General features: G+C 65.2%; 22 protein-coding genes and 1 pseudogene. 8 read left to right on the forward strand and 15 right to left on the reverse strand.

Annotated features, from left to right (window positions below; genetic code table 11):
* The first annotated feature begins 1 nt into the window (after position 1).
* The 6 genes from NH448_RS05145 (at position 2) to NH448_RS05170 (ending at position 7,124) form a co-directional block, all read left to right on the forward strand.
* Positions 2-2,677 (forward strand): [protein-PII] uridylyltransferase, encoded by a 2,676-nt coding sequence (locus NH448_RS05145; protein WP_045991188.1) that lies wholly within the window; start codon positions 2-4, stop codon positions 2,675-2,677.
* 156 nt (positions 2,678-2,833) lie between these two features.
* Positions 2,834-4,030, forward strand: coding sequence for a succinyldiaminopimelate transaminase (gene dapC / locus NH448_RS05150; RefSeq protein ID WP_108449739.1), 1,197 nt, complete (start codon positions 2,834-2,836; stop codon positions 4,028-4,030).
* 43 nt (positions 4,031-4,073) lie between these two features.
* Positions 4,074-4,412, forward strand: a complete 339-nt coding sequence (locus tag NH448_RS05155; RefSeq protein WP_045991190.1) for an arsenate reductase — start codon at positions 4,074-4,076, stop codon at positions 4,410-4,412.
* A gap of 50 nt (positions 4,413-4,462) precedes the next feature.
* Positions 4,463-5,488, forward strand: a complete 1,026-nt coding sequence (gene dapD, locus NH448_RS05160; protein ID WP_253028479.1) for a 2,3,4,5-tetrahydropyridine-2,6-dicarboxylate N-succinyltransferase — start codon at positions 4,463-4,465, stop codon at positions 5,486-5,488.
* A 45-nt stretch (positions 5,489-5,533) separates the two neighbouring features.
* A complete protein-coding gene (dapE, locus tag NH448_RS05165; protein ID WP_045991192.1) occupies positions 5,534-6,730 on the forward strand; it encodes a succinyl-diaminopimelate desuccinylase in 1,197 nt (398 codons plus the stop codon).
* A 4-nt stretch (positions 6,731-6,734) separates the two neighbouring features.
* The gene (locus tag NH448_RS05170; protein ID WP_108449778.1) at positions 6,735-7,124 is read left to right on the forward strand and encodes a hypothetical protein; all 390 of its coding nucleotides are present in this window, start codon (positions 6,735-6,737) and stop codon (positions 7,122-7,124) included.
* A 148-nt stretch (positions 7,125-7,272) separates the two neighbouring features.
* Here the strand turns inward: NH448_RS05170 and NH448_RS23510 are convergent, their stop codons facing one another.
* Positions 7,273-7,737, reverse strand: coding sequence for a cold shock domain-containing protein (locus tag NH448_RS23510; protein WP_108449738.1), 465 nt, complete (start codon positions 7,735-7,737; stop codon positions 7,273-7,275).
* 132 nt (positions 7,738-7,869) lie between these two features.
* Between NH448_RS23510 and NH448_RS05180 the strand changes: the two genes are divergently transcribed.
* Entirely contained in the window at positions 7,870-8,148 is a 279-nt protein-coding gene (locus NH448_RS05180) for a SlyX family protein (RefSeq protein WP_181248591.1), read from the forward strand.
* Positions 8,149-8,488: 340 nt separating this feature from the next.
* Here NH448_RS05180 and trxB read toward each other — a convergent pair whose 3' ends face one another.
* The 3 genes from trxB to NH448_RS05195 all read right to left on the reverse strand — a co-directional run bounded on the left by trxB (position 8,489) and on the right by NH448_RS05195 (position 10,781).
* Positions 8,489-9,442 (reverse strand): thioredoxin-disulfide reductase, encoded by a 954-nt coding sequence (trxB, locus tag NH448_RS05185; protein ID WP_045991195.1) that lies wholly within the window; start codon positions 9,440-9,442, stop codon positions 8,489-8,491.
* Positions 9,443-9,726: 284 nt separating this feature from the next.
* Positions 9,727-10,329, reverse strand: coding sequence for a peroxiredoxin (locus NH448_RS05190; protein ID WP_045991196.1), 603 nt, complete (start codon positions 10,327-10,329; stop codon positions 9,727-9,729).
* Positions 10,330-10,571: 242 nt separating this feature from the next.
* The gene (locus tag NH448_RS05195) at positions 10,572-10,781 is read right to left on the reverse strand and encodes a CPXCG motif-containing cysteine-rich protein (RefSeq protein WP_108449737.1); all 210 of its coding nucleotides are present in this window, start codon (positions 10,779-10,781) and stop codon (positions 10,572-10,574) included.
* Positions 10,782-11,001: 220 nt separating this feature from the next.
* On the opposite strand from NH448_RS05195, the gene acnA reads away from it, so the two are divergent.
* Entirely contained in the window at positions 11,002-13,746 is a 2,745-nt protein-coding gene (gene acnA, locus NH448_RS05200) for an aconitate hydratase AcnA (protein ID WP_253028480.1), read from the forward strand.
* Positions 13,747-13,958: 212 nt separating this feature from the next.
* On the opposite strand, the gene NH448_RS05205 is transcribed toward acnA, so the two are convergent.
* From NH448_RS05205 to NH448_RS05250, 11 genes and pseudogenes are all read right to left on the reverse strand, one after another.
* A complete protein-coding gene (locus NH448_RS05205; RefSeq protein WP_108449735.1) occupies positions 13,959-14,264 on the reverse strand; it encodes a DNA-binding transcriptional regulator in 306 nt (101 codons plus the stop codon).
* Positions 14,245-14,628, reverse strand: a complete 384-nt coding sequence (locus tag NH448_RS05210; protein WP_108449777.1) for a type II toxin-antitoxin system RelE/ParE family toxin — start codon at positions 14,626-14,628, stop codon at positions 14,245-14,247. The genes NH448_RS05205 and NH448_RS05210 overlap by 20 nt, the downstream gene beginning before the upstream one ends.
* Before the next feature lie 247 nt (positions 14,629-14,875).
* On the reverse strand, positions 14,876-16,555 hold the full coding sequence (locus tag NH448_RS05215) for an NAD-dependent malic enzyme (protein ID WP_253028481.1): 1,680 nt from the start codon (positions 16,553-16,555) through the stop codon (positions 14,876-14,878).
* A gap of 270 nt (positions 16,556-16,825) precedes the next feature.
* Entirely contained in the window at positions 16,826-17,860 is a 1,035-nt protein-coding gene (gene trpS / locus NH448_RS05220) for a tryptophan--tRNA ligase (RefSeq protein WP_253028482.1), read from the reverse strand.
* Between the two features lie 104 nt (positions 17,861-17,964).
* Positions 17,965-19,080, reverse strand: a complete 1,116-nt coding sequence (gene ald, locus NH448_RS05225) for an alanine dehydrogenase (protein WP_253028483.1) — start codon at positions 19,078-19,080, stop codon at positions 17,965-17,967.
* 211 nt (positions 19,081-19,291) lie between these two features.
* Complete coding sequence (locus tag NH448_RS05230; RefSeq protein ID WP_253028484.1) at positions 19,292-19,972, reverse strand: response regulator transcription factor; 681 nt, start codon at positions 19,970-19,972, stop codon at positions 19,292-19,294.
* Positions 19,969-20,250, reverse strand: a complete 282-nt coding sequence (locus NH448_RS23615) for a HAMP domain-containing sensor histidine kinase (RefSeq protein WP_366077580.1) — start codon at positions 20,248-20,250, stop codon at positions 19,969-19,971. Before NH448_RS23615 ends, NH448_RS05230 begins: the two co-directional genes overlap by 4 nt.
* A gap of 197 nt (positions 20,251-20,447) precedes the next feature.
* Positions 20,448-21,527 (reverse strand): annotated as a pseudogene (locus NH448_RS05235) (histidine kinase dimerization/phospho-acceptor domain-containing protein); the annotation flags it as partial.
* Positions 21,524-23,134: a hypothetical protein gene (locus NH448_RS05240; protein ID WP_253028486.1), complete on the reverse strand. Its 1,611-nt coding sequence runs from the start codon at positions 23,132-23,134 to the stop codon at positions 21,524-21,526. The pseudogene NH448_RS05235 and the gene NH448_RS05240, both read right to left, overlap by 4 nt.
* Positions 23,131-24,240, reverse strand: a complete 1,110-nt coding sequence (locus tag NH448_RS05245; protein ID WP_253028487.1) for a hypothetical protein — start codon at positions 24,238-24,240, stop codon at positions 23,131-23,133. The genes NH448_RS05240 and NH448_RS05245 overlap by 4 nt, the downstream gene beginning before the upstream one ends.
* 278 nt (positions 24,241-24,518) lie before the next feature.
* Positions 24,519-25,079, reverse strand: coding sequence for a carbonate dehydratase (locus NH448_RS05250; protein WP_045991206.1), 561 nt, complete (start codon positions 25,077-25,079; stop codon positions 24,519-24,521).
* Positions 25,080-25,156: the final 77 nt, after the last annotated feature.

Below are 25,156 nucleotides of genomic sequence, written 5' to 3' on the forward strand. Positions count from 1 at the left end.
CATGCTGCTGCACCACTATCGCTTCGCACCGGAATTCGAGCTGTTCGACTTCGACGACTTCGCTCGCCAGCTCGAGGGCCAGCGCTCCCCCATCGCGCCCTTCAAGGGCGCGCTCAAGGAGATCCAGTCGCGGCTGGACGAGCGCTTCCTCGGCGGCGCCGACATCCGCGACCTGGTGCGAGGACGGGCCTGGTGCCTGGACCAGCTGCTGGCGCTGGCCTGGGCGCGCCAGCCAGGCCTGGACGATGGTGTAGCGCTACTGGCGGTGGGTGGCTACGGCCGCGGTGAGCTGCATCCTCATTCGGACATCGATCTGATGTTCCTGCTCGAGGACGACGATGACACGCCCTACCGCGAGCCGCTGACCGCCTTCATCACCTTCCTGTGGGACATCGGTCTCGAGATCGGCCACAGCGTGCGCTCGCTCAACGACTGCGAGCGCGAGGCGAAGGCCGACGTCACCGTCATCACCAATCTGCTCGAGTCACGCACCCTGGCCGGCCGCGAGGCCCTGCGCCAGGCCATGCGCGAGCGCCTGTCCGGTGAGCGCATGTGGCCGGCAGACCGCTTCTTCGAGGCCAAGTGGCAGGAGCAGATCACCCGCCACTACCGCTTCAACAACTCCGAGTATCACCTCGAGCCGAACATCAAGAGCTCCCCCGGGGGGCTTCGCGATATCCAGATGATCGGCTGGGTGGCCAAGCGCCACTTCGATACCGAGTCCTACGAGGACGTGGTCGCCAAGGGCTTCATGAACGATGCCGAGCACCGCATCCTGAGCCAGGGGCAGGCCTTCCTGTGGCAGGTCCGCTACGCCCTGCACATGCTCACCGGGCGCGCCGAGGATCGGCTGCTGTTCGACCACCAGAACACCATCGCCGAGCTGTTCGGCTACCGCGACAGTCCCGAGCGCCTGGCGGTGGAACAGTTCATGAAGCGCTACTACCGCCATGTCACCGCCCTGGCCGGGCTCAACGACATGCTGCTGCAGCACTTCGATGAACAGATCCTGAGGCCCGATACCCCGATCAACGTGACCCCGCTGAACGAGCGTTTCGAGATCGCCGGCGGCTACATCCAGGTGCGCTCGCGGACCCTGTTCCGCGACCAGCCGGCGGCGCTGCTCGAGCTGTTCTACCTGATGGCCGAGCACCCCGAGATCGAAGGCGTACGCGCCGACACCATCCGCCTGATCCGCGACCATCGCCACCTGATGGACGACCGCTACCGCAACGACCCGCGTCACCAGGCGCTGTTCATGGCACTGTTGCGCTCCGGTGGCAATGTCGCCCGCCAGCTGCGCCGGATGAATCGCTACGGGGTGCTGGGCAAGTATCTGCCGGCCTTCGGCCAGGCGGTCGGCCTGATGCAGCACGATCTGTTCCATATCTACACCGTGGACGCCCACACACTGCGCCTGTTGAAGTGCCTGCACGGCTTCCGCAAGCCCGAGGCGAAGAAGGAGTTCCCGGTGGCGGCGACCCTGATCCACCAGGCGCCGAAGATGGAGATCCTGTGGATCGCCGGGCTGTTCCACGACATCGGCAAGGGCCGCGGCGGCGATCATTCGCTGATCGGCGCCCGCGAGGTCGAGGACTTCGCCGAACGCCACGGGCTCAGCCAGCGTGATACCCGGCTAGTCAGCTGGCTGGTGGAAAACCACCTGCTGATGTCGATGATCGCCCAGAAGCGCGACATCACCGACCCCGAGGTGATCCGCGACTTCGCCGCCAGCGTCGGCGACGAGACCCGCCTGGACTACCTGTACATCCTCACCGTGGCCGACATCACCGCGACCAATCCCACCCTGTGGAATGGCTGGCGCGCCTCGCTGATGCGCCAGCTCCACGCCGAGACCCGGCGGGCACTGCGACGTGGCCTCGAGAACCCGCTGGAGCGCGCCGACTGGGTCCGCGAGACCCGCGAGGAGGCGCACTCGCTGCTGGCCACGATCGGCGCCGACATGGCGAGGGTCGACGCCCTGTGGGAGTCGCTCGGCGAGGACTTCTTTCTGCAGTACGCCTCCAGCGAGGTGGTGTGGCAGACCCAGGGCATGCTGGCCCACGCCGGCAGCGAGCTGCCGCTGATCCTGATCAACGCGCCCACCGACGACATGGCCGAGGGCGGGACCAAGGTATTTATCCATACCCGTTCGGTGGATGACCTGTTCGCCGCCACCGCCGCCGCCATGGAGCAGCTCGGGCTGTCGATCCACGACGCGCGCATCGCCACCTCGCTCAATGACTGGACGCTGAACACCTTCATCGTGCTCGATGACCACGACAAGCCGATCCGCGACGCCAGCCGCCTCGAGGAGATTCGCCGCCACCTGGTCGAAGAGCTCGACGACCCGGACGACTACCCGACCATCGTCACCCGCCACACCCCGCGCCAGCTCAAGCACTTCAAGGTGGCCACCCAGGTGGCCATCGAACAGGACCCGGGTGGCGAGCGCACCCTGCTGGAGCTGACCGCACCGGACCGGCCCGGCCTGCTGGCTCGGGTCGGCAGTATCTTCATGGAGCAGGGCATCACCCTGTCGGCGGCGAAGATCGCGACCCTCGGCGAGCGCGTCGAGGACGTCTTCTACGTCACCGACCGCGAAGGCCGACCGATCACCGACCCCGAGCGCCAGCAGCAGTTGCGCGAACGGCTGATCGACGTCCTCAGTGTCTAGCGGCCCCGCCGAGCTGAGCTGAATCACACAGCAAGCGAAGCGCGTCGATTTGAGGCTGGTACGCCCCTTCCCTATAATCGATGCCCGGTCGCGCCCCGCGCCGACGGCACCCACTCCCGTGATGACAACGACGCCCCAAGGGCGCGCCTGGACCCCATGAACCCTGATCTCGACGCCTTGCAACCCTACCCCTTCGAGCGCCTGGCGGCGCTGAAGGCGGACCTGACGCCACCAGCCGACCTCGCCCATCGTCCGCTGACCATCGGCGAGCCACAGCATGCGCCCTACCAGGCGGCACTCGACGCCCTGACCCGACATCAGCATGACTTTGCCCGCTATCCGGCCATCGCCGGACTGCCCGAGCTGCGTCAGGCCATCGCCGACTGGGCCAGTAGCCGCTTCGGCCTGGACGGGCTCGACGCCGAGCGCCAGGTGCTGCCGGTCAACGGTACCCGCGAGGCCATCTTCGCCTTCGTCCAGGCCTGTCTCGATCGCTCACGCCCGGCGCGGGTGGCGGTGCCCAACCCCTTCTACCAGATCTACGAAGGCGCCGCCCTGCTGGCCGGCGGCACCCCGCTGTACCTCGACTGCCGTGCCGACAACGACTTCCGCCCGGATTTCTCGGCCGTCGACGCCGACACCTGGCGCCAGGTGCAGCTGGTGTTCTTGTGTTCGCCGGGCAACCCCACCGGCGCGGTGACCCCGATCGAAGAGTTCCAGCAGTTGATCGCCCTGGCCGACGAGCACGACTTCATCATCGCCTCCGACGAGTGCTACTCGGAGCTGTACCTGGATGAGCAGGCGCCACCACCGGGACTGTTGCAGGCCGCCGCCGCCATGGGGCGCCACGACTATCACCGCTGCCTGGTGTTCCACTCGCTGTCCAAGCGTTCGAACCTGCCGGGGCTACGCTCGGGCTTCGTCGCAGGCGATGCCGAGCTGATCAGCCGCTTTCGTCGCTACCGCACCTACCACGGCTGCGCCATGGCGCTGCCGATCCAGCAGGCCTCGATCGCCGCCTGGTCCGACGAAGCCCACGTGCGCGACAACCGAGACGCCTACCGCGCCAAGTTCGCCGCGGTCACCGAGATCCTCGCACCGGTGATGGACTTTCCCGCCCCCGAGGCTAGCTTTTATCTGTGGCCAGCGGTCCCCGACGGTGACGACGCCGCCTTCACCAGGCGACTCTACGCCGAGGCCCACGTCAGCGTCCTGCCGGGCAGCTACATGGGCAGAACCGGCAGCGACGGCACCAACCCGGGCGCCGGTCGGCTGAGACTGGCACTGGTGGACGAACTGGCCCCCACTCGGGAAGCGGCCGAGCGCATCCGCGACCTGCTCGCACGCGGCTGATCCCGACCGACGCCACGACCAACGAACATTGAGGACGGGCCCCATGCTGACGCTCTACGTGATCAAGAACTGCGATACCTGCCGCAAGGCCCAGAAGGCGCTGGACGGCAGCGGCCACCCCTACCAGGTCCATGACCTGCGCGCCGATGGCGTATCGGCGGCCCTGCTCGAGCACTTCCTCGAGTCGGTGCCGGTGCTGACCCTGCTCAACAAGCGCAGCACCACCTGGCGCCAGCTACCTGAGGACGACAAGAACGACGTCGACGCCAACAAGGCCCGCGAATTGATGCTCGCCAACCCGACCCTGATCAAGCGCCCGCTGCTCGACACCGGCGACGACATCCTGGTCGGCTATCGCGACGGCGACTACGACGACCTCTAATTTTTCGCCCCTCTTTGCGAATTCCAGTACCTACGAAAAGGACATACGGCATGCACAGCTTTGCACTCGGCATCGGCACCCAGAACACCCAGGGCGACTGGCTCGAGGTCTACTACCCGGCGCCGCTGCTCGCCCCCGACGCCAGCCTGGTAGAGGCCGCCGCCCGGGTACTCGACGCGCCCCAGGGCGCCGCCGCCGTCAGCTTCCTGCCGGAACACTGCCAGGCCCTGGCCGACGCCCTGCGCGACGCCGGCCACCCGGAGCAGGCCGAACTGGCCGCCAGCCTCAGCGCCAGCCAGCGTCCGCTGGTGGCGACCTTCATCAGTGAGGACCTGCCGCCCCAGAGCGCCCCGGAGGTCTACCTCAAGCTGCACCTGCTGTCCCATCGCCTGGTCAAGCCGCACCAGCTCGACCTCACCGGCATGTTCGGTCTGCTGCGCAATATTGCCTGGAGCAGCGAAGGCGCCATCGACATCATCGAGCTGCCGGCACGCCGCCTCAAGGCCCGCCTGGAAGGTCGCACCCTGTCGGTGGACTGTGTCGACAAGTTCCCCAAGATGACCGACTACGTGGTGCCCAATGGCGTGCGCATCGCCGACACCGCACGGGTGCGTCTGGGCGCCTACCTGGGCGAGGGCACCACGGTGATGCACGAGGGCTTCGTCAACTTCAACGCCGGCACCGAAGGCCCGGGCATGATCGAGGGCCGTATCTCGGCCGGCGTGGTGGTCGGCAAGGGCTCCGACCTGGGCGGTGGCTGTTCCACCATGGGTACCCTGTCAGGTGGCGGCAACATCATCATCTCGGTGGGTGAAGGCTGCCTGATCGGCGCCAACGCCGGTATCGGTATCCCGCTGGGCGACCGCTGCACCGTCGAGGCCGGGCTCTACATCACCGCCGGCGCCAAGGTCACCCTGCTCGATGACCAGGGCCAGGAGGTACGCACCCTGGCGGCCCGCGAACTGGCCGGCCAGGACGATCTGCTGCTGCGTCGCAACTCGACCAACGGCCGTATCGAGTGCCTGACCAACAAGAGCGCCATCGCCCTCAACGAAGCGCTGCACGCCCACAATTGATCCCGAGCGCGGCGGCCCTGGCCGCCGCCTTTCTTCGAGACCGCTATGCCGACTACCGACTTGCCTGCACCGACCGACGCCCCCGCGACCACCGAGACACTCTCGCCCACCCTGGAGCTTGCCCTCGAGCTGTTGCGGCGTCCTTCGGTGACCCCGGACGACATGGGCTGCCAGGCGCTGATGATCGAACGCCTCGAGCGCCTGGGCTTCAACATCGAGTCGCTGCCCTTCGGCGAAGTGGAAAACTTCTGGGCGGTGCACGGTCACCACGGCCCGGTACTGGCCTTCGCCGGCCACACCGACGTGGTACCCACCGGACCCGAGCACCAGTGGCAGACCCCGCCCTTTGCCCCGATCATCGATGATGACGGCATGCTGCGCGGTCGCGGCGCCGCCGACATGAAAGGCAGTCTGGCCGCCATGGTCACGGCGGTGGAGCGCTTTGTCAGCGCCCACCCCGATCACCCCGGACGCATCGCCTTTCTGATCACCGCCGACGAGGAAGGCCCGGCGGTGGACGGCACTCGTGCGGTGGTCGAGCACCTGCGCGAGCGCAACGAACGCCTCGACTACTGCATCGTCGGCGAGCCCTCTTCCACCGAGCGCCTGGGCGACGTGATCAAGAACGGCCGGCGCGGCTCGCTGGGCGGCGTGCTCAAGGTCCGCGGCATCCAGGGCCACGTGGCCTATCCTCACCTGGCGCGTAACCCGATTCACCAGATCGCGCCGGCGCTGGACGCCCTCGCCAACGAACACTGGGATGCCGGCAACGACTGCTTTCCTGCCACCAGCTTCCAGATCTCGAACCTGCGCGCCGGCACCGGTGCCACCAATGTGATCCCGGGCGAGGTCGAGGCCACCTTCAACTTCCGTTTCTCCACCGAGACCACCGACGCCGAGTTGCGCGAGCGCACCGAGGCCATCCTGCGTGGCTTCGACCTGGACTTCGAGATCGACTGGACGCTCAACGGCCAGCCCTTCCTGACCCGCGAAGGGGCGCTGGTCGACGCCGCCGTGGCCGGCGTCCGCGACGTCACCGGCACCACCCCGGTGCTGTCCACCTCCGGCGGTACTTCCGACGGTCGCTTCATCGCCACCCTAGGCGCCCAGGTGGTGGAACTTGGCCCGCTCAACGCCACCATCCATAAGGTCGACGAGCGCGTGCGCGCCGCGGACCTGGATGACCTGAGCCGGGTCTACGAAGCCATCCTGACGCGGCTGTTCGCCGACGCAAGGAGCTGAAGTGATGACCGAGCGCTACCCGGATATCGAGATCTATCTTGGCGAGGCCAGCGCCGAGCGCATCGGCGAGTGGCTCGGCGCCACCCTGAATGCCCCGCCGCTGACCCCCTGCGGCAAGCTCAAGTGGCGCACCGAAGGTCACCTCGATGGTGCCGCCATTCCCGTGTTGCTGGTCGGCAAGGCCGCCGATGGCTTCGCCAGCCTTTGGCTCGACAGCGGCCAGTCCCCCTGGCCCACCGACGCCGACTTCGCCAGGGCCGCCGCCCTGGCGCTGGACTGCGAGGTGCGCTGCTCGCTGGGCGGCTGGCAGCCCGGCGACGACCCCGACCGCTTCCTGCAGGTGTTACCCGACGGCAGCGAATCGGCCATCGACTGGCCCGACTCGGGACACTGACGAGGCGCTCCCAGCTGGGCCCTGACAAGGGTCCTGCAACGGGCGCAGAGCCGGGCACTGAAACGAGCGCAGAGACAGACCCGCGGCGCCACAAACGACGACGCCCCGCACTAGGCGGGGCGTCGTGGCAATGGCGAGAGCATCGCGTTCAGGTGATGACGGTGACGTCGTCGGCCTGCAGGCCGCGCTCGTTCTCGATCACGTAGTAGCGTACTCTCTGGCCTTCGGCCAGGGTGCGATGGCCCCGGCCGCGGATGGCACGGAAGTGAACAAAGACGTCCTCGCCCCCGTCACGGGTGATGAAGCCGTAGCCCTTGTTGACATTGAACCACTTGACCTCGCCGATCTCGCGATCGTCATCCTCGACCTCGGCCAGGTTGACCAACCTTGGCGTCAGGGCATTGAGGGCCAGGGTGGCGACCAGCAACAAGCCAAAGACCGCTCCGGCAGCGGCAAGGTAGCCATGCAGCAGTGCCTCCTCGGCGATGGCGCCGTGCAACTCCTCGACGGACAGCCCGGTCACCAGGCTGACGGCAAGAGCAATCAGCAGCGGTGCAGGCGCGGCCAACAGCAGACTGATCACACAACAACGAACGAATACCCTTTTTTTCATGGACGTGAAAAACTCTCTTCTTATGGTGAAAACAGGTGGAATGACCATGGGATCTGCGGCCATGCACGATACACAGACGAGATCCTTCCGCCACGACTTCTCGAAAAAAGCCCAAGGCAGGCAGTTGACACGATGAACAGTGACACACCGCAACATGAGTCTATCACGGGTATTGACAAGTCGTCCGCCGATCTAGCAAAGCGTGTCGAAGAACTGGAGAGCCGTCTGGCCTACCAGGAACACTGGCTGGACAGCCTGGACGCCACCATCGCCGGCCAGGAGCGCCGAATGATGGAGCTGGAACGCATCAATCGCCTGATGCAGGAAAGGCTACGCGAACTGGCGGCCAGCAACGACCGCGGACTGGGCGATGCCCCGGGCCCCGAGGACGAGTTGCCGCCACACTATTGAGGCGCGGCCCGGCGGACAAGACAGGACAGCTCCGCCGTTGCTCCCCCGGCCGATGCCATCAACAAGAACACCGCCAGGCGTTTGCCTGGCGGTGTTTTTTGTATCAGATCGATATCGATGCTGCCGGCTGTGCAGCTGTATCGCGCCTGACGATAGCGTCAGTCGAGGCTGTCCAGGTAACGCTCGACGTCCAGCGCTGCCATGCAGCCGCTGCCGGCTGAGGCAGTGATATCGCGCATGACGATAGCGTCAGTCGAGGCTGTCCAGGTAACGCTCGACGTCCAGCGCCGCCATGCAGCCGCTGCCGGCTGAGGCAGTGATATCGCGCCTGACGATAGCGTCAGTCGAGGCTGTCCAGGTAACGCTCGACGTCCAGCGCCGCCATGCAGCCGCTACCAGCCGAGGTGATCGCCTGACGATAGACGTGATCCATGACGTCGCCGGCGGCGAACACACCGGGCACGCTGGTGGCGGTGGCATTGCCCTCGAGGCCTGACTTGACCTTGATATAGCCGCCTGCCATCTCGAGCTGGCCCTCGAAGATGCCGGTGTTGGGGCTATGACCGATGGCGATGAACACGCCGGGTGCGGTGATCTCGCGGGTCGAACCGTCCTCGACCGCCTTGAGCCGCGCACCGGTGACTCCGGTGTTGTCCCCCAGCACCTCGTCCAGGGTGTGGTTCCAGATCAGTTCGACGTTGCCGTTCTCGGCCTTCTCGAACAGCTTGTCCTGCAGAATCTTCTCCGCCCTGAGGCTGTCGCGGCGGTGCACCAGGGTGACCTTGGAGGCGATATTGGACAGGTAAAGCGCCTCTTCCACGGCGGTGTTGCCGCCGCCCACCACGATCACTTCCTGGTTGCGATAGAAGAAGCCGTCGCAGGTGGCGCAGGCCGACACGCCCTGGCCCATGAACTGCTGCTCCGAGGGCAGCCCCAGGTAGCGCGCACTGGCCCCGGTAGCAATGATCAGGGCGTCGCAGGTGTAGGTGCCGTTGTCGCCCTTCAAGGTGAAGGGACGTTCGCGCAGTTCCACCTCGTGGATATGGTCGAACAGCACCTCGGTATCGAATCGCTCGGCGTGACGGCGCATGCGCTCCATCAGCTCCGGCCCCTGGACACCGGCGTCGTCGCCTGGCCAGTTGTCCACGTCGGTGGTGGTGGTCAACTGACCGCCTGTCTGCATGCCGGTGATCAACAGCGGCTTGAGATTGGCCCGCGCAGCGTAGACCGCCGCACTGTAGCCGGCAGGCCCCGAGCCCAGGATGATCAGACGTTCGTGGCGCACTTCGCTCATGGCTACCTCACAAGACTAACTTGACTAAGCCGGGGGCTCCCCTGGGGGGCCGCGACGCTAAAGGAAAATGGATTCGATGATGACGGCGACGCAGCGTCGTCATGAGCCAATCCACCAGAAACTCGGGTCGACAGGGTGGCGGTCTGCCGCGCAAGGGTCTGTCGCGACTGGCCAGCACACCAGCATGCCGAGGATATACGCAACGGGGCGGCCAGGCCGCCCCGTCGTGACACTGCTCGGGCTGTCCCGAGTCGGCTCACCTGGCGGTGAGCGCTGGCAGCGTCTTACAGCTCGCTGGAGTGAGTACCCAGGTACTTGGCGACACCTTCAGCGGTATCCTTCATGCCTTCCTGGCCTTCGTCCCAGCCAGCCGGGCAGACTTCGCCGTGCTTCTGGTGGTGCTGCAGGGCCTTGACCATACGCACCATCTCATCGACGTTGCGGCCCAGCGGCAGGTTGTTGACCACCTGATGCTGCACCACGCCGTCCTCGTCGATCAGGAAGGAGGCGCGCAGGGCGACACCGGCTTCCGGATGCTCGATGCCGTAGGCCTGGGTGATCTCGTGCTTGACGTCGGCCACGATCGGGAAGCCGACCTCACCGATACCACCGGCGTCCGGGCTAGTCTTGCGCCAGGCGTAGTGGGTGAACTGGGAATCGATGGAGACACCGATCACCTCGACACCCAGATCCTTGAACTGCGCCAGACGGTTGTCATGGGCGATGATCTCGGACGGGCACACGAAGGTGAAGTCCAGCGGCCAGAAGAACAGCACGCGCAGCTTGCCGTTGCTGTCGGACAGCTTGAAGTTCTCGACGATTTCGCCGTTGCCGGTGACGGCGGCGGCTTCGAAATCGGGAGCTTGACGTCCTACCAGTACGCTCATGAAAGTCTCCTTGGAGTAGTGAAACGTGAGGGTTCAAGAATCAGGGGCAAATACCGGATGTCACCCTAGGCCAGCGAACCACACCGGGCCAATCGACCTGGGCCATCGACCCGATAGTCGCCGGCTATTGTCACCCGACGGCGATGACGTCGCAATGACGCCGTCATCGACATCCGCCAGGCTCGAATGAGATCGTTACGCGGCCCACAGCGGCGCATGACACTTCCATCACATGAGCCCTGTCACATGACCTCGTCATCGTCGCCGGCGACCACCGAGACGATATCCTCGGTCACCGCATCCACCTCGATACGGTAGTGGATCGGCGCACAGCACTGGGGGCAGTCTTCCCAGGTCTCGTGGCTGCCCTGGGAGGTGTCCACCACCAGCTCGATATGGGCATCGCAGTAGGGGCAATCAAGCCGCCAGCTCGGCAGCGTCTGTTCGTGCACGATGCACCTCCCCTCTGGTCGCGATCGACGTGAACCTTCACCATGGGGGTGACCCGACAGCCTTTCAAGGCGTGATCCGGCATCCGTTTACACGTCAACGGTTGAAGAACACAACTATGATGACCAAGTACCACTACTAGTACCACCAAGGGATCGATATTGGCCCCGCGCCGATCCCAGCGAACCTGGACCGTTCGATTCAATGCCTCAGGAGGACAGCATGAGTAGCGATTCCCTACCGGATACCCGTCGCACGCTAGATGTAGGCGGAACTCAGTACGACTTCTACAGCCTGGCCCAGGCTGCCGAGGACCTTGGCGATATTCAGCGTCTGCCGATGACGCTCAAGGTACTGCTGGAAAACCAGCTACGCTTTGCCGACGATGAGAGCGTGTCCAGAGAAGACCTTCAGGCGCTGGTGGACTGGCAGAAGGAAGGCCGCTCGGACCGCGAGATCGGCTACCGTCCCGCCCGCGTGCTGATGCAGGACTTCACCGGCGTGCCGGGGGTGGTCGACCTGGCCTCGATGCGTGCCGCGGTGGAAAAACTCGGTGAGCAACCGTCGAAGATCAACCCGCTGTCACCGGTCGATCTGGTCATCGACCACTCGGTGATGGTCGACAAGTACGGCGACCCGTCCGCCTTCAAGGACAACGTGGCGCTGGAGATGGAGCGCAACCGCGAGCGCTACGAGTTCCTGCGCTGGGGCCAGCAGGCCTTCGACAACTTCCGCGTGGTGCCGCCGGGCACCGGCATCTGCCACCAGGTCAACCTGGAGTACCTGGGCAAGACGGTGTGGACCCGGGAAGAGGACGGCAAGACCCTGGCCTACCCGGATACCCTGGTCGGCACCGACTCCCACACCACCATGATCAACGGCCTCGGCGTACTCGGCTGGGGTGTCGGCGGCATCGAGGCCGAGGCCGCCATGCTCGGCCAGCCGGTGTCGATGCTGATCCCCGAGGTCATCGGCTTCAAGCTGACCGGCAAGCTCAGAGAAGGCATCACCGCCACCGACCTGGTACTCACCGTCACCGAGATGCTGCGCAAGAAAGGCGTGGTCGGGAAGTTCGTCGAGTTCTACGGCGACGGCCTCAAGGACCTGCCCCTGGCCGACCGCGCCACCATCGCCAACATGGCCCCGGAGTACGGCGCCACCTGCGGCTTCTTCCCGGTGGACGACGAGACCTTGAACTACATGCGGCTGTCCGGCCGCGACGACGACCAGATCGCCCTGGTCGAGGCCTACTCCAAGGAGCAGGGCCTGTGGCGCGAACCCGGCCACGAGCCGATCTTCAGCGACACCCTGGGACTCGACATGGGTGACGTCGAGGCCAGCCTCGCCGGTCCCAAGCGGCCCCAGGACCGTGTCGCCCTGAGCCAGCTCGCCACGACCTTCGAAAAACTGATGGAGGACGAGGGCAAGTCGGCCAAGGACAGCCGCGACGACAAGATGGGCTCCGAGGGCGGCCAGACCGCGGTCGGCGTCGAGCGCAGCTATCGTCACGCCGACAGCCAGGACGTCAACTACAAGGGCGAGGACTTCAGCCTGGACCCCGGCGCGGTGGTCATCGCTGCCATCACCTCGTGCACCAACACCTCGAACCCCAGCGTGATGATGGCCGCAGGCCTCTTGGCCCGCAAGGCCAAGGAGAAGGGCCTGGCCACCAAGCCCTGGGTCAAGACCTCGCTGGCTCCCGGCTCCAAGGTGGTCACCGAATACCTGGCCGCCGCCGGCCTGCAGGACGACCTCAACGCCCTGGGCTTCAATCTGGTGGGCTATGGCTGCACCACCTGCATCGGCAACTCGGGCCCGCTGCCCGAGCCGATCGAGGATGCGGTCAAGACCGGCGACCTGACGGTGGCCTCGGTACTGTCCGGCAACCGCAACTTCGAAGGCCGGGTGCACCCGCTGGTGAAGACCAACTGGCTGGCCTCACCGCCCCTGGTGGTGGCCTTCGCCCTGGCCGGTAATGTGCGCTGCGACCTGGACAATGACCCCATCGGTGAAGGCAGCGACGGCGAGCCGGTCTACCTCAAGGACATCTGGCCCACCCAGGCCGAGGTCGCCGAGGCGGTGGAGAAGGTCAACACCGAGATGTTCCGCAAGGAATACGCCGAGGTGTTCGACGGCGACGAGGTGTGGAAGGCCATCAAGGTGCCGGAAAGCGAGGTCTACGAGTGGGACGACAACTCGACCTACATCCAGCACCCGCCCTTCTTCGAGGGCATGGGCAAGGAGCCGTCCAAGGTCGAGGACGTCAAGGACGCCCATGTACTGGCCATGCTCGGCGACAGCGTGACCACCGACCACATCTCGCCGGCCGGCGCGATCAAGCCCGACAGCCCGGCGGGCCGCTACCTGCAGGAGAACGGCGTCAAGCCGGTGGACTTCAACTCCTACGGCTCGCGGCGCGGCAACCACGAGGTGATGATGCGCGGCACCTTCGCCAACGTGCGCATCCAGAACGAGATGCTCGATGGCGTGGTCGGTGGCGAGACTCGCCACGTGCCCAGCGGCGAACAGATAGCGATCTACGACGCCGCTATGAAGTACCAGGAGGAAGGCACCCCCCTGGTGGTGGTGGCCGGCAAGGAGTACGGCACCGGCTCCTCCCGCGACTGGGCGGCCAAGGGCACCCTGCTGCTCGGCGTGCGCGCCGTGCTGGCGGAGTCCTACGAGCGCATCCACCGCTCCAACCTGATCGGCATGGGCGTGGTACCGCTGCAGTTCCCCGAAGGAGAGGATCGCAAGTCACTCGGCATGACCGGCGACGAGACGGTCTCCATCGAGGGCCTCGACAGCCTCGAACCCGGCGGCAAGGTCAAGGTGACCATCAAGGGCGACAAGGGTGAGAAGACCCTCGACGCCCTGTGTCGCATCGACACCGCCAACGAGCTCGAGTACTACCGCCACGGCGGCATCCTGCACTATGTGCTGCGCAAGATGATCGGCGCCGCCTGATCACCCGGCGGGCCCAGGCCCGCCACACAGACGGCCGGCGCATCGCACTGGCCGTCACACCGAGACCTCGCCCACCGGCGAGGTCTTTTTTTGGCACTTCGCCGACCTGCAGAAACCAGGCTGGGCGTGAGATTAAGGTAGGCAGTTTTCAGGCACAGGGGACTGAACGGGCATGTCTTGACACCTCGCTCGGTACCGCCACAGGAGCAGTTTCAAATAATGGCTTGCAAGCCCTTATCAGCGATGACGTTGAGCAGCTTGAGCGCAGGGCCGGCCGGACGCGTTTCGCCCTGCTCCCACTTGCGCACCGTCGAGGCAGTGGTGTGCAGGTGATGGGCGAACACCGGCTGGCTGAAATTCAACGCCTCACGTAGACGCTTGATGTCACCGGCACTGAACTCGCGCACCGGTGGAGGACACATGGTGTCAAACTGACGCATGGTTACCTTGCTGATCGCGCCAGCGTCTTGCAATGCGGCCAACTCGCCGCGCAAGGATTCAATGATTTTGCTCGTCACAACGCACCTCCAGTAGAACACCCGCTTGCAACGCCTTTGCCAACTGCTCGGGGGAAAGTTCTAGAAATAGCTTGCCAGCATATTGGAGCGCTTTTTTCTCGTCCCGCGTGATGTTCGACTTGTCGCTTTTCGGGAACCCATGCAGGAATACATAACGTTGACCAAGACGGGCTGATAACAAGGTACGGTAGCCACCGCTTTTGCCTGCACCAGGGCGGGCAACCCGCTTCTTGTATAAGTGGCCACCCAGGTCAGCATCAATCAATCCGCTTTCCATTTCCTGGACTGCCTTGCACAGGGCCTCATCGGACAACTTCTCGCCCGACTGCCACCGCGCAAAGTCCCGTCGTTTCAAGACGTCGATACACTCATCCTCATTCACCTCACCCAACTATACCCGTAACGGGCATGGCTGTCTAGAGCAAGCCGCCCCAAGACACCTGGCCGGTTGATACAGAAGCCTCTTTGCTACCCGGGCCCGCTGGGCGACTGGCGGCTCTCCATCAAAGCCACAGCCGACTTGCATCCTTCTCTGGTGTCTACTCAGTGCTCAAGAAAGTAAAAACCCCGCCTTGTGGCGGGGTTCAGTGATCGCTTGAACGCGCGGACGCCTAGAAGGCGCGGCGACGATAGTCGCGATAGTTGGGCATCCAGCAGCTCTTTTCGATGTCGCGGCGCAGCTTGGTACCGTCGCTCTTGAGCGCCACGCCCTCGTGCTGGGCCTGGGCCGCCACGTCGAAGGCGATCGACTTGGAGATCTCGCGGATGCGTGACAGCGCCGGCAGCATGGCACCCTCGCCCTCCTTGACGATCGGTGCCTCCCGGGCCAGAGCCCGTGAGGCCGCCATCAGCATCGCATCGGTGACGCGGCGTGCACCGCTTGCCACCACCCCGAGGCCGATCCCCGGGAAGATGTAGGCGTTGTTGCACTGGGCGATGGGAATGCGACGACCGTTGATCTCGACCGGCGCGAAGGGACTGCCGGTAGCCACCAGGGCGTCGCCGTTGGTCCACTCGAGCACGTCGGAGGGGATCGCTTCGGCCCGCGAAGTGGGGTTGGACAGCGGCATGATCAGCGGCATCTTGCAGTTGGCGTGCATCGCCTTGACCACCGCCTCGGTGAAGATACCCTTCTGGCCACAGACGCCGAGCAGCACCGTCGGCTGAACCTGCTTGACCACCTCGAGCAGCTCCTGCCCCTCCCAGCCCTCGACCATACCGGCCGGGTGGGCAAGGCGGCGCTGGAAGTCACGCAGCCAGGTCTGGTCGTCCGTCACCAGGCCCTCGCGATCGACCATGTAGACCCGCTCGCGGGCCTGGGACTCGGTCAGGCCTTCGGCCATCATCGCCACCACCACCATCTCGGCGATGCCGCAGCCGGCGGAGCCGGCGCCCACGAACACCACCCGCTGACGGGCCATGCCCTCGCCACGTGCCTGGCAGGCCGCCATCAGGGTGCCGACGCAGACCGCAGCGGTGCCCTGGACGTCATCATTGAAGCAGCATAGCTCGTCACGATAGCGCTCCAGCAGCGGCATGGCGTTGGCCTGGGCAAAGTCCTCGAACTGCAGCAGTACCTTGGGCCAGCGCCGCTTCACCGCCTGCATGAAGGCATCGATGAACTCGTCGTATTCTTCCTGGCTGATACGCGGGTGGCGCCAGCCCATGTAGCGCGGGTCGTCCAGCAACTGCTGGTTGTTGGTACCGACGTCGAGCATGATCGGCAGGGTATTGGCCGGGCTGATGCCACCACAGGCGGTGTACAGCGACAGCTTGCCAATGGGGATGCCCATGCCGCCGATGCCCTGGTCACCGAGGCCGAGGATGCGCTCACCGTCGGTGACCACGATCACCTTGACGTTGTCCTTGGTGGCACTGCGCAGGATGTCGTCCATGTACTCGCGGTCGGGGTAGGAGATGAACAGCCCCCGATGGTTGCGATAGATATTGGAGAACTCCTCACAGGCCTTGCCGACCGTGGGGGTGTAGATGATCGGCAGCATCTCCTCGAGATGCTCGGAGACGAGGCGGAAGAACAGCGTCTCGTTGTCGTCCTGGATCGCCCGCAGGTAGATATGGCGGTCCAGGTCATTCTGGCACTGCTGGTACTGGTGATAGGCACGCTCGACCTGTTCGTCGATGGTCTCGACGTTCTGCGGCAAGAGGCCGATCAGGTTGAACTGCAGGCGCTCCTTCTGGGTGAAGGCGCTGCCCTTGTTGAGCAGCGGCATCTCCAGCAGAGAGGGTCCAGCGTAGGGAATATAGAGGGGACGCTTGGGTTCTGTGCTCATCTCTCGTCTCGTTTGGTGACTCGGTCAAGGGACTCTGGCGAGTCCGGGCACTCTTCTCGGTACCCTTGGGGAAACACTGACGACATCGCCCGTGCGCGATGCACCGGGCTCAGGCGGCGCCTGCCTGACAAGGCGTTATACCATTCTTCCTTTGTGCCCACTCTAGCACGCCGTCGAGAAAGCCCCGCAAAAGCGGGCCCTCAACGCAGGGCCCATGCGCACTTTAGCTCAGACAAGAGCGACTCGACGATGAGACGCGTAGGAAACGGCTCAAACGAAGCGACCAAGCCCCGCGGCGACACGCAGCCGATCCATCAGCGGGGCAGCCTCGGCACGGGCACGCTCGGCCCCTTGAAGCAGCACCGTCTCGATATGGCCCGGATCTTCCATCAGCGCCTGGTAACGCTCACGCGGGGCGCGCAGCTGTTCGTTGAGGTGTTCGAAGACCCGGTTCTTGGCGTCCCCCCAGCCGATGCCCGCTGCGTAGTCATCACGCATGGCCTGGGTTTCCTCGGCGCTGGCGAAGGCCGAATAGATCTGGAACAGGGTGCAGGTGCCGGGATCCTTGGGCTCGCCGGGCTCCAGCGAGTTGGTCTTGATCTTGCGCACCAGCTTGAGCAGCTTCTTTTCCGGCACGAACAGCGGGATGGTGTTGTTGTAGCTCTTGGACATCTTGCGACCGTCGAGGCCACCCAATACCTGGACCCGCTCGTCCACCACCGCCTCGGGCAGGGTGAAGAAGTCACCCTTGTAGAGATGATTGAAGCGCCCGGCCATGTCTCGGGCCATCTCGATGTGCTGGATCTGGTCGCGTCCCACCGGCACCTTGTTGGCCTGGAACATCAGGATGTCGGCTGCCATCAGCCCCGGATAGCCGAACAGGCCCATGGTGACGCCCTTGTCCGGATCCTGGTTGCCGGCTTCGTCGTTCTCCGCCACCGCCGCCTTGTAGGCGTGGGCGCGGTTCATCAGGCCCTTGGCACAGACGCAGGACAGCATCCAGGTCAGCTCGGGAATCTCGGGGATATCGGACTGGCGATAGAAGATGGCGTTGTCGGTGTCCAGCCCCAGCGCCATCCAGGTGGCGGCGATCTCGAGGCGCGACTGCTGGACCCGCTGCGGGTCCTGACACTTGATCAGCGCGTGCAGATCGGCGAGGAAGTAGTAGGACTGCACGTTGGGATCGAGGCTGGCCTCGATCGCCGGCTTGATGGCCCCGACGTAGTTGCCCAGATGGGGGGTACCGGTGGTGGTGATACCGGTCAGCACCCGGGTCTTGTCGGAAGCGGTGGTCGTTGCGGACATGGACGGCACTCTAGTATCGGCAAATGCCCGCTATGGTAACGCCAAGGCCTGTGGATGGCGACCGGGGCGACAGCGCCGCCCCGGCCGACCCTTGGCCAATCACATCAGCCGAGCACGCTGTCCACGCTGGTCACCGGCAGCGAGAAGGCCTCCCCTACGGCTGCGTAGGTGAGCTGGCCGTCATGGACATTGAGACCGGCGGCGAAGTGACGATCCTCACCGAGCGCCCGGCGCCAGCCCTTGTCGGCCAGTGCCACCACGAACGGCTGGGTGGCGTTGGTCAGGGCCTGGGTCGAGGTACGCGCCACCGCACCCGGCATGTTGGCGACACAATAGTGCACGACGCCGTCCACCACGTAGGTCGGCTCGGCGTGGGTGGTGGGCCTGGAGGTCTCGAAGCAACCGCCCTGATCGATGGCTACGTCCACCAGCACCGCCCCCGGCTTCATTTCCGACAGCATGGCGCGGTTGATCAGCTTGGGCGCCGCCGCCCCCGGGACCAGCACCGCCCCGATGATCAGGTCCGATTCGCGCACCGCTTCTTCCAGTGCATCGGCGCAGGAAAACACCGTCTTCATGCGCCCCTGGTAGCGATCATCCAGGGTCTCGAGGCGCGGGATCGACTTGTCCAGCACGCTGACATCGGCGCCCAGCCCCAACGCCATGCGGGCGGCGTTCTCGCCGACGACGCCACCGCCGATCACGGTAACCTTGGCAGGCGCCACCCCAGGCACCCCGGGCAGCAATACACCTGCACCGCCCTGGGCCTTTTCGAGACTGTGGGCACCGGCCTGCACGGCCATGCGTCCGGCCACGGTGCTCATCGGCGCCAACAGGGGTAGTCCACCCTGAGGCGCGGTGATGGTCTCGTAGGCGATGCAGGTCGCGCCGCTGTCCAGAAGCCCCTTGGTCAGGGTTTCTTCGGCGGCCAGATGCAGGTAGGTGAACAGGGTGTGCTGGGGGCGCAACCGGGCCACCTCTTCGGGCTGGGGCTCCTTGACCTTGAGGATCAGCTCGGCGCCATCGAACAGCGCGTCTACATCGGCCTCGATGGTGGCGCCGGCAGCTTGATAGGCCTCGTCGGCAAAACCGGCGCCCTCACCCGCACCGGCCTGCACGACCACCGCGTGGCCACGCTCGGTCAGCTCCCGCGCACCACTGGGGGTCAGGGCGACGCGGTACTCATGGTTCTTGATTTCCTTGGGGACGGCGATCTGCATGGCGACTCTCCCATCGATTCGTACAACAGATTTTTTATCGTCACCCACAGTGAAGCACAGGAATTTTTTGCCAATAAACCCCCGACGAAAAAACGGAAAGATCAGAAAACTTCACCCTCAAAGACCTTTGAACTTTCTTCCCAGGCCCCTAAAAACAGCAAGACACACCAAGGCGGATATCCACCCCGGAGGCACCCGATGGAAAAGAGCCTCACACGTCTTGAGCGTCGTAGCGGTATCCGGCGCCGCGGACCGTAGTGATGCGCGAGGCGTGGTCGCCGAGCTTGCGCCGAACCCGCCCCACATAGACATCGACGGTATTGGTCATGGGGTCCTCGTTGAGCCCCCAGACCGCGTTGAGGATACGTTCACGGCTCATCACCCGCCCGGCATTGCCGAGCAATAGCGCCAGCAGATCACGCTCCTTGGTCGATAACTCGACGACCTCACCGTCGACCTTCAGGCACAGCGCCTCGCGATCGAACTGCACCGGATCCTCCGCCTGAACGCCCGGTGTCGCGCCTGCCCGTGCCCGGGTGCGTCGATGCAGCGCCTCCATGCGCGCGATCAGCTCGTCGAAGGAAAAGGGCTTGCTCAGATAATCGTCGGCTCCCTTGCGCAGCCCCACGATCTTCTCATCGGTGGCATCCAGGGCCGTCAGCATCAGAATCGGGACCTCGTCGCCCCGTGCCCTGACTCGCGTGCACACCTCATGCCCGGACAGCCCCGGCAGCATGATGTCGAGCAGCACCACATCAAAACCGCCCTCTTTCAACAGCGACAAGGCGGTTTCGCCATCACCGGCACGGGTGGCGGTCCACCCCTCGCCCTTGAGCCCGCGGCACAGAAAGTCCGCGACCCTATCTTCGTCTTCCACTACCAGCACGTTCACGTCGTCGTGGACTCCTCGGCCATCCCTGGCACATCGATGTAGACGATCAGCCCGCCTCCCGGCCGGTCTTCCAGACCGGCGTCCCCTCCGTGGGCACGGGCGATGGCACGCACAATGGGCAGTCCCAGACCACTGCCCTCAGTGTAGTTGGTGGAGGCATTGGCACCGCGATAAAAGCGTTCGAACACCACCGCCTTGTCGACCGCCGATACCCCCCTGCCATCGTCCTCCACCGCGATTCGCCAGCCACCACCATGACGCCACAGGCGCACCACCACCCGGGGCCCCCGTGGACCCGGGCATTCTGAAGAAGCGCCAGCACCGACTGGCGTAGACGCAGGCGATCCACCTCCACGGGGGCAACGGTCACCTCGGTCTCAAGAGACACCAGCACCGATGACAGACTGATGACATCCTTGAGAAACCCGACCAGTTCGGTGGGTTGCGGTTGCAGGCGCAATTCGCCGCTCTCCTGGCGTGCGATGGTCAGCAGGTCGTCGATCAGAGCAGCAGTATGGCCGGCCGCCTCACGGGCACGACGCAACGCCTCGCGGTAGTCGTCCTCGTCGGGTTGGCGCGCGCGCAGTACCACGTCGCATTCGCCCTGGATGATGGTCAACGGTGTGCGCAGCTCGTGGCTGACATCGGCCAGTAGTCGACGCCGATGCCGTTCGGCCCGACGCGCTTCCTCCAGCAACCTTTCGAGTTCTCCGGTGCGATCCGCCACCGCCTCCTCCAGCACGCTGTTCTGGCGCTCGAGCGCGCGCCGCTGGGAGTGCACGTCTGCACCCATCTGATTGAGCAGACGGCTGATGCGGCCTAATTCGTCACCGCCGGAGACCTTGATGGCATGACCGAAGGCACCCCCGTGCATACGCTCGACGCCCGCCATCAGCCTCTGAAAGCGCCGCGATACCCGCCAACGGTAGAACACCATGACCGCCACCGTCAGCACCACCGCCAGCAGCGCAAACCCGAGCGCCAGCCAGCGCGTCTGGCGGGCGCCCCGGGCCAATTCCTCGCGGGCTTCGCGCACCTCCTCGATCTCGCCCTCTAGGGCCACGTCCATCAGCTTGCGAAAGCGTTCATCAATGGCTTCATCGAGCAGCGCATAGAAACTCAACCAGCGGCTGACCGGATCGAGCTCCCGCTCCGAGTCGAGCAGCTCAGCGTAGCCGCGGATCACCTCGTCCAGCTGGTCCTCGAGCCTGGCCAGCAGTTCCAGCTCCTCGACTTCCTCGTCCCCTACCAGCTCGATCTCGGCGCCGATGATATCGCGGATCTCGCTGATATCCTGGCGCACCAGCTCCTGTAACCTGCGCTCCCCCTCACCGCCGTCCTGATCACCGATCAGCAAGGCATCTGCGTACTGCTTGAACAGCCGATAGCTGTGGGTCGACAGATTCAGGTGTGCTTCGTAGGAGTGATGCGCCAGGTTCATGCGATCGCTCAACCAGGTACTGCGCTCGACGCTCCAGTAGGCCAACACCGCTCCGGTGCAGGCCATCGTCAGCAAGACCAGGGTATAGGCGGTTACCACACTGATGATTTTCATGACCCCAGTTTACTGTTCCCGCAGACGGAAGGCGTTTTCGGATGATCCATGTTCTCCGACAGGCGCAGCAACATGCCGGCACCGCCGGTGACCGAATCAGGTAGATTGTGCACCAGGGTCGCCGGGCAGCGTGCGTCAAGCAGCGTGAACAGCTCGACGGCGTCCTTGAGCAGCGGCCACAGGTAACTGTCGACCACCACCAGATCAGGGCGCGACAGCAGCGCCTGGACCAGAGCCACCCGCAGGGACTCACCAGGGGTCAGGTTGTGCCCTGCTTCCTCGATCCGCCCATCCAGACCTCCCAGGCGAGCGATCGCAGGGCCTAGACCACACTCTCGCGCCACCCGGCCGATGTCGTCATCGTCGGGGCGCGCGGCGGCCCCCATGGTCAGCGCGCGGCGCAGGCTGCCCCTGAGCAAGGCGGGGCGATCACCGATACAGGCGATGGCCGGCTCGGTCGGCAAGCCGTCAAACCGCAGTCGCCCCGCCTCGGGGGCACGCCGCCGTGCCAGCACCGCCAGCACCCGCGACGCCAAATCGGGATCGTCGGTGGCGAGACACACCCGCTGGCCCGCGCGAATACGCAGATGCAGGGTGCAGCCACCCACCCGCAGGTGCTCCAGATCCAGCGGCACCGGCCGTCCACGTCGACGCACTCGCGGCAAGGCCTCGGTCCGCGCGAGCAGTGCCCGACACTTGTCGCGGGCGACACACCAGGCGCTGTAGCGATCCCATACGCCGATACATTCGCGCACTGGTACCACCAGAATCGCCAGCACCGACAGCGCCGCGGCGGCGTCCGCCGCCGCCAGACCAAAGCGCGCCGTAGCCCACAGCACCGCCGCTCCACCAAGCCCCAGAGAAGCGTTGGGCAGCGCACGCAGCAGCGATACCCGACGTACGCGACGCACGGCGTCCTCGGCACTGCGACGTCCCTTGCGCTCCAGGCTGGCGATTTCACGGGGCAGGCGATTCATCAACGCCAGCTCGCGGGCGATGGGAATCCGCTCCATCGCGGCAATGGCCACCCCGGCACGCCGCCTTCGCAGATCCCGATGCAGGCGGCCCAGCGCCAGACCCAGCCCGGCGGCCAGCGCCACTGCGACGGAGATGGGTAGCATGCCGGCCAGCGCCAGGACGGGATCGATCAGCCACAGGCACAGCGCCGCCATGGGAAAGACCACCGCCGCAGACACCAGCCGAGTGATGCCCATGCCGACCCAACCCCGGGCCGCCGTCAGGTCACCGACAAAGCGCAGCGACAGCCCTCCGAGGCGACGACCGGCACGCTCGGCACCGAGGGCAGCGATGGCGTGGAAGACGACGCTGCGAAGCTCCACCGCGTAGCTCTGGCCGATGGCCTCGCCCCGGACCCTGGCCAGTGCCTGGCAGGCAGCGATCACCAGCGCCGCCACCGCCAGTATCAGCAGCGAGGTCAGCGGCAGTTGGGTGGAGGCCGAGCCGGACGTCGAACGCAGTGCTACGAAGACATCGCGGGTGGCGAAGGCCGTGGCCATCATCAGCCCAGCCTGGATGATCCCCAAGCCCACCACCAGCGCGATATGGCGGCCTCTGCCACGCCCCGAGAGTTCGGGAAGCTCGCTCATGCGGCGACACCCGTGGCAAGCCGGTTATCCTCTGTCAGGTCCTTGAGCATGGTCTGACCGAGACGCCTTCTGATGATTGGCGCCACCAGCCTCGATACCGCCTCGGGGTCGCACAGCGCCTCACGCTTGACCACCGGCAGCCCGGTCTCGCCGCTGGCTTCACGGCTACCGAGCGCCGACAGACTGACCATCCCCGCCAGGGCAAAGGGCGTTTGGCCATGACGTTTGAGCACCGACACACCCCCGACCGCACCCAGCGCATCCGGAGCCGCGAACAGGATACCGTCCAGGCGCTCGATGATCGTGGAATCCGCCAGGATGGCAGCGGTCTCGTCCTGGAACACCCCGTCGGCGATTTCCACCACCACCACCTCGGCACCGCGCGCCGCCGCACCTCCGACCAGCGCCTCGAAGCCACGTTCGATGCGCTCGAGCGGACAGCGGAAGGTCGACGCCATGCCGGCATCGGTAAAGTCACTGACGGCCACCGAGGCGTCGGCGAAGGCGTTGAAGTCACCAAAGGCGCCGGTGCCGGTGGCCTTGACCCCCTCCACCGCAAAGCCCGCACGTTGGAGGCCGTGGGCCAGGCTCACCGCCGCCGTAGTCTTGCCGGCATTCATCGAAGCGCCGAACACCCCAAGCACCACCACATCGTCGGGGATACGCGCATCTGCGATAGCATAGCGGTCAATGTTGATCACCTCGCCATGAAGGTCGGCGAGAGAACCCAGCGGTCGCAACTGAGTGGGGCGAGCCATCCTGGCATGTGCCGCCTCGACCTTGCCGGCGATGCCGCCGCCGGCCAGCAGATCCATACGCACATCCACCTCAGCGCGGCCCATGAATTGATCCGGTGCGTAGCGATCTCCCACACACAGCACCAGCAGATCACCGGGATAGCTCTCGCTGGGACGGCCGCAGGCCAATTGGACCCGCTTGTGCTGCCCGACCTGGAGGACTTCACACAGGATCAGGTCACCGGCGCGCACTGGATGGTCGAGACTGACCAGGGAACGGACGTCATCGCGCCTGGCGCGGCGGGTGGTAAAGGCCCACTTGGCGGTGGCGGGGACGGCGAAGGGAGTCACGGCAGCGGCACAGGTCATGGCGGTAATCCTCTGGGATGAAGGCACATCCCGAGGCTACCGTGGGCCGCTCGTTGCATCCTGTCAGGCGGGTGAGCGCGGCATTAAGCCCACATGAACACAAGCTGACAAGGCGCGAAAAAGCGCGTAGCGGATTGGCGACAGCGAACAACCGTGGCCGACAAAGGGTGCTACCCCCCTCCTTCGCCTTGCATCAGGCGCGCAAGCGCTTGCGGTTGCCAAACCTCCCGTCTCGCCGCCCAGAGGCCATCCGCCTATCCTCGAACCAGGGCGCCGGGCTAGAAAGAGTTCTGGATCCGCCTATACCCTTCCACCAGGCTATTGTTGGTGCGGGCCACGTCTTCGGAAAATGCTGAATCCTGGACCGTTACGCGGGAGAGGGTGTCCAGATCGGTCCCGGGGCCAATGCGCTCGGTGGACGGCACATAGAAGTCGTCGGGAAGGTCGCAACCATCTACCACGGCGTTATGGCGCACCACCGCGCCCTTGCCGATAGTGCAGTTGAACAGCACGCTGTTGAAACCGATAAAGGCGCTCTCTCCGACCACGCAGGGACCGTGCACGATGGCGCGATGCGCAATCGACGTGCGTGCACCAATGATCACCGCCGCGCCGGACTTGGAGTGGATGACGACGCCGTCCTGGATATTGGAGTGGGCGCCGATGATCATCGGCTCCATCTTGCCATCGGCATCGACCTCATCGGCACGAATGACCGCGTAGGGGCCGATGAAGACGTTCTCCTCGACGATCACCCGCCCACAGAGAATGGCCGTGGGATCGACAAAGGCGCTGGGGTGGACAACCGGCAAATCGCCGTAGGGATTCTTGCGAATCATTCATGCTTCCTTGGTTGTGATTCCTGCGAATCAGATAGTAATCGTCGCCCGGCGTAGTCGGCATGGGCGAATCTTGA

It is taken from the genome of Halomonas sp. OfavH-34-E, assembly GCF_024124525.1.
Lineage (GTDB): Bacteria > Pseudomonadota > Gammaproteobacteria > Pseudomonadales > Halomonadaceae > Halomonas > Halomonas litopenaei.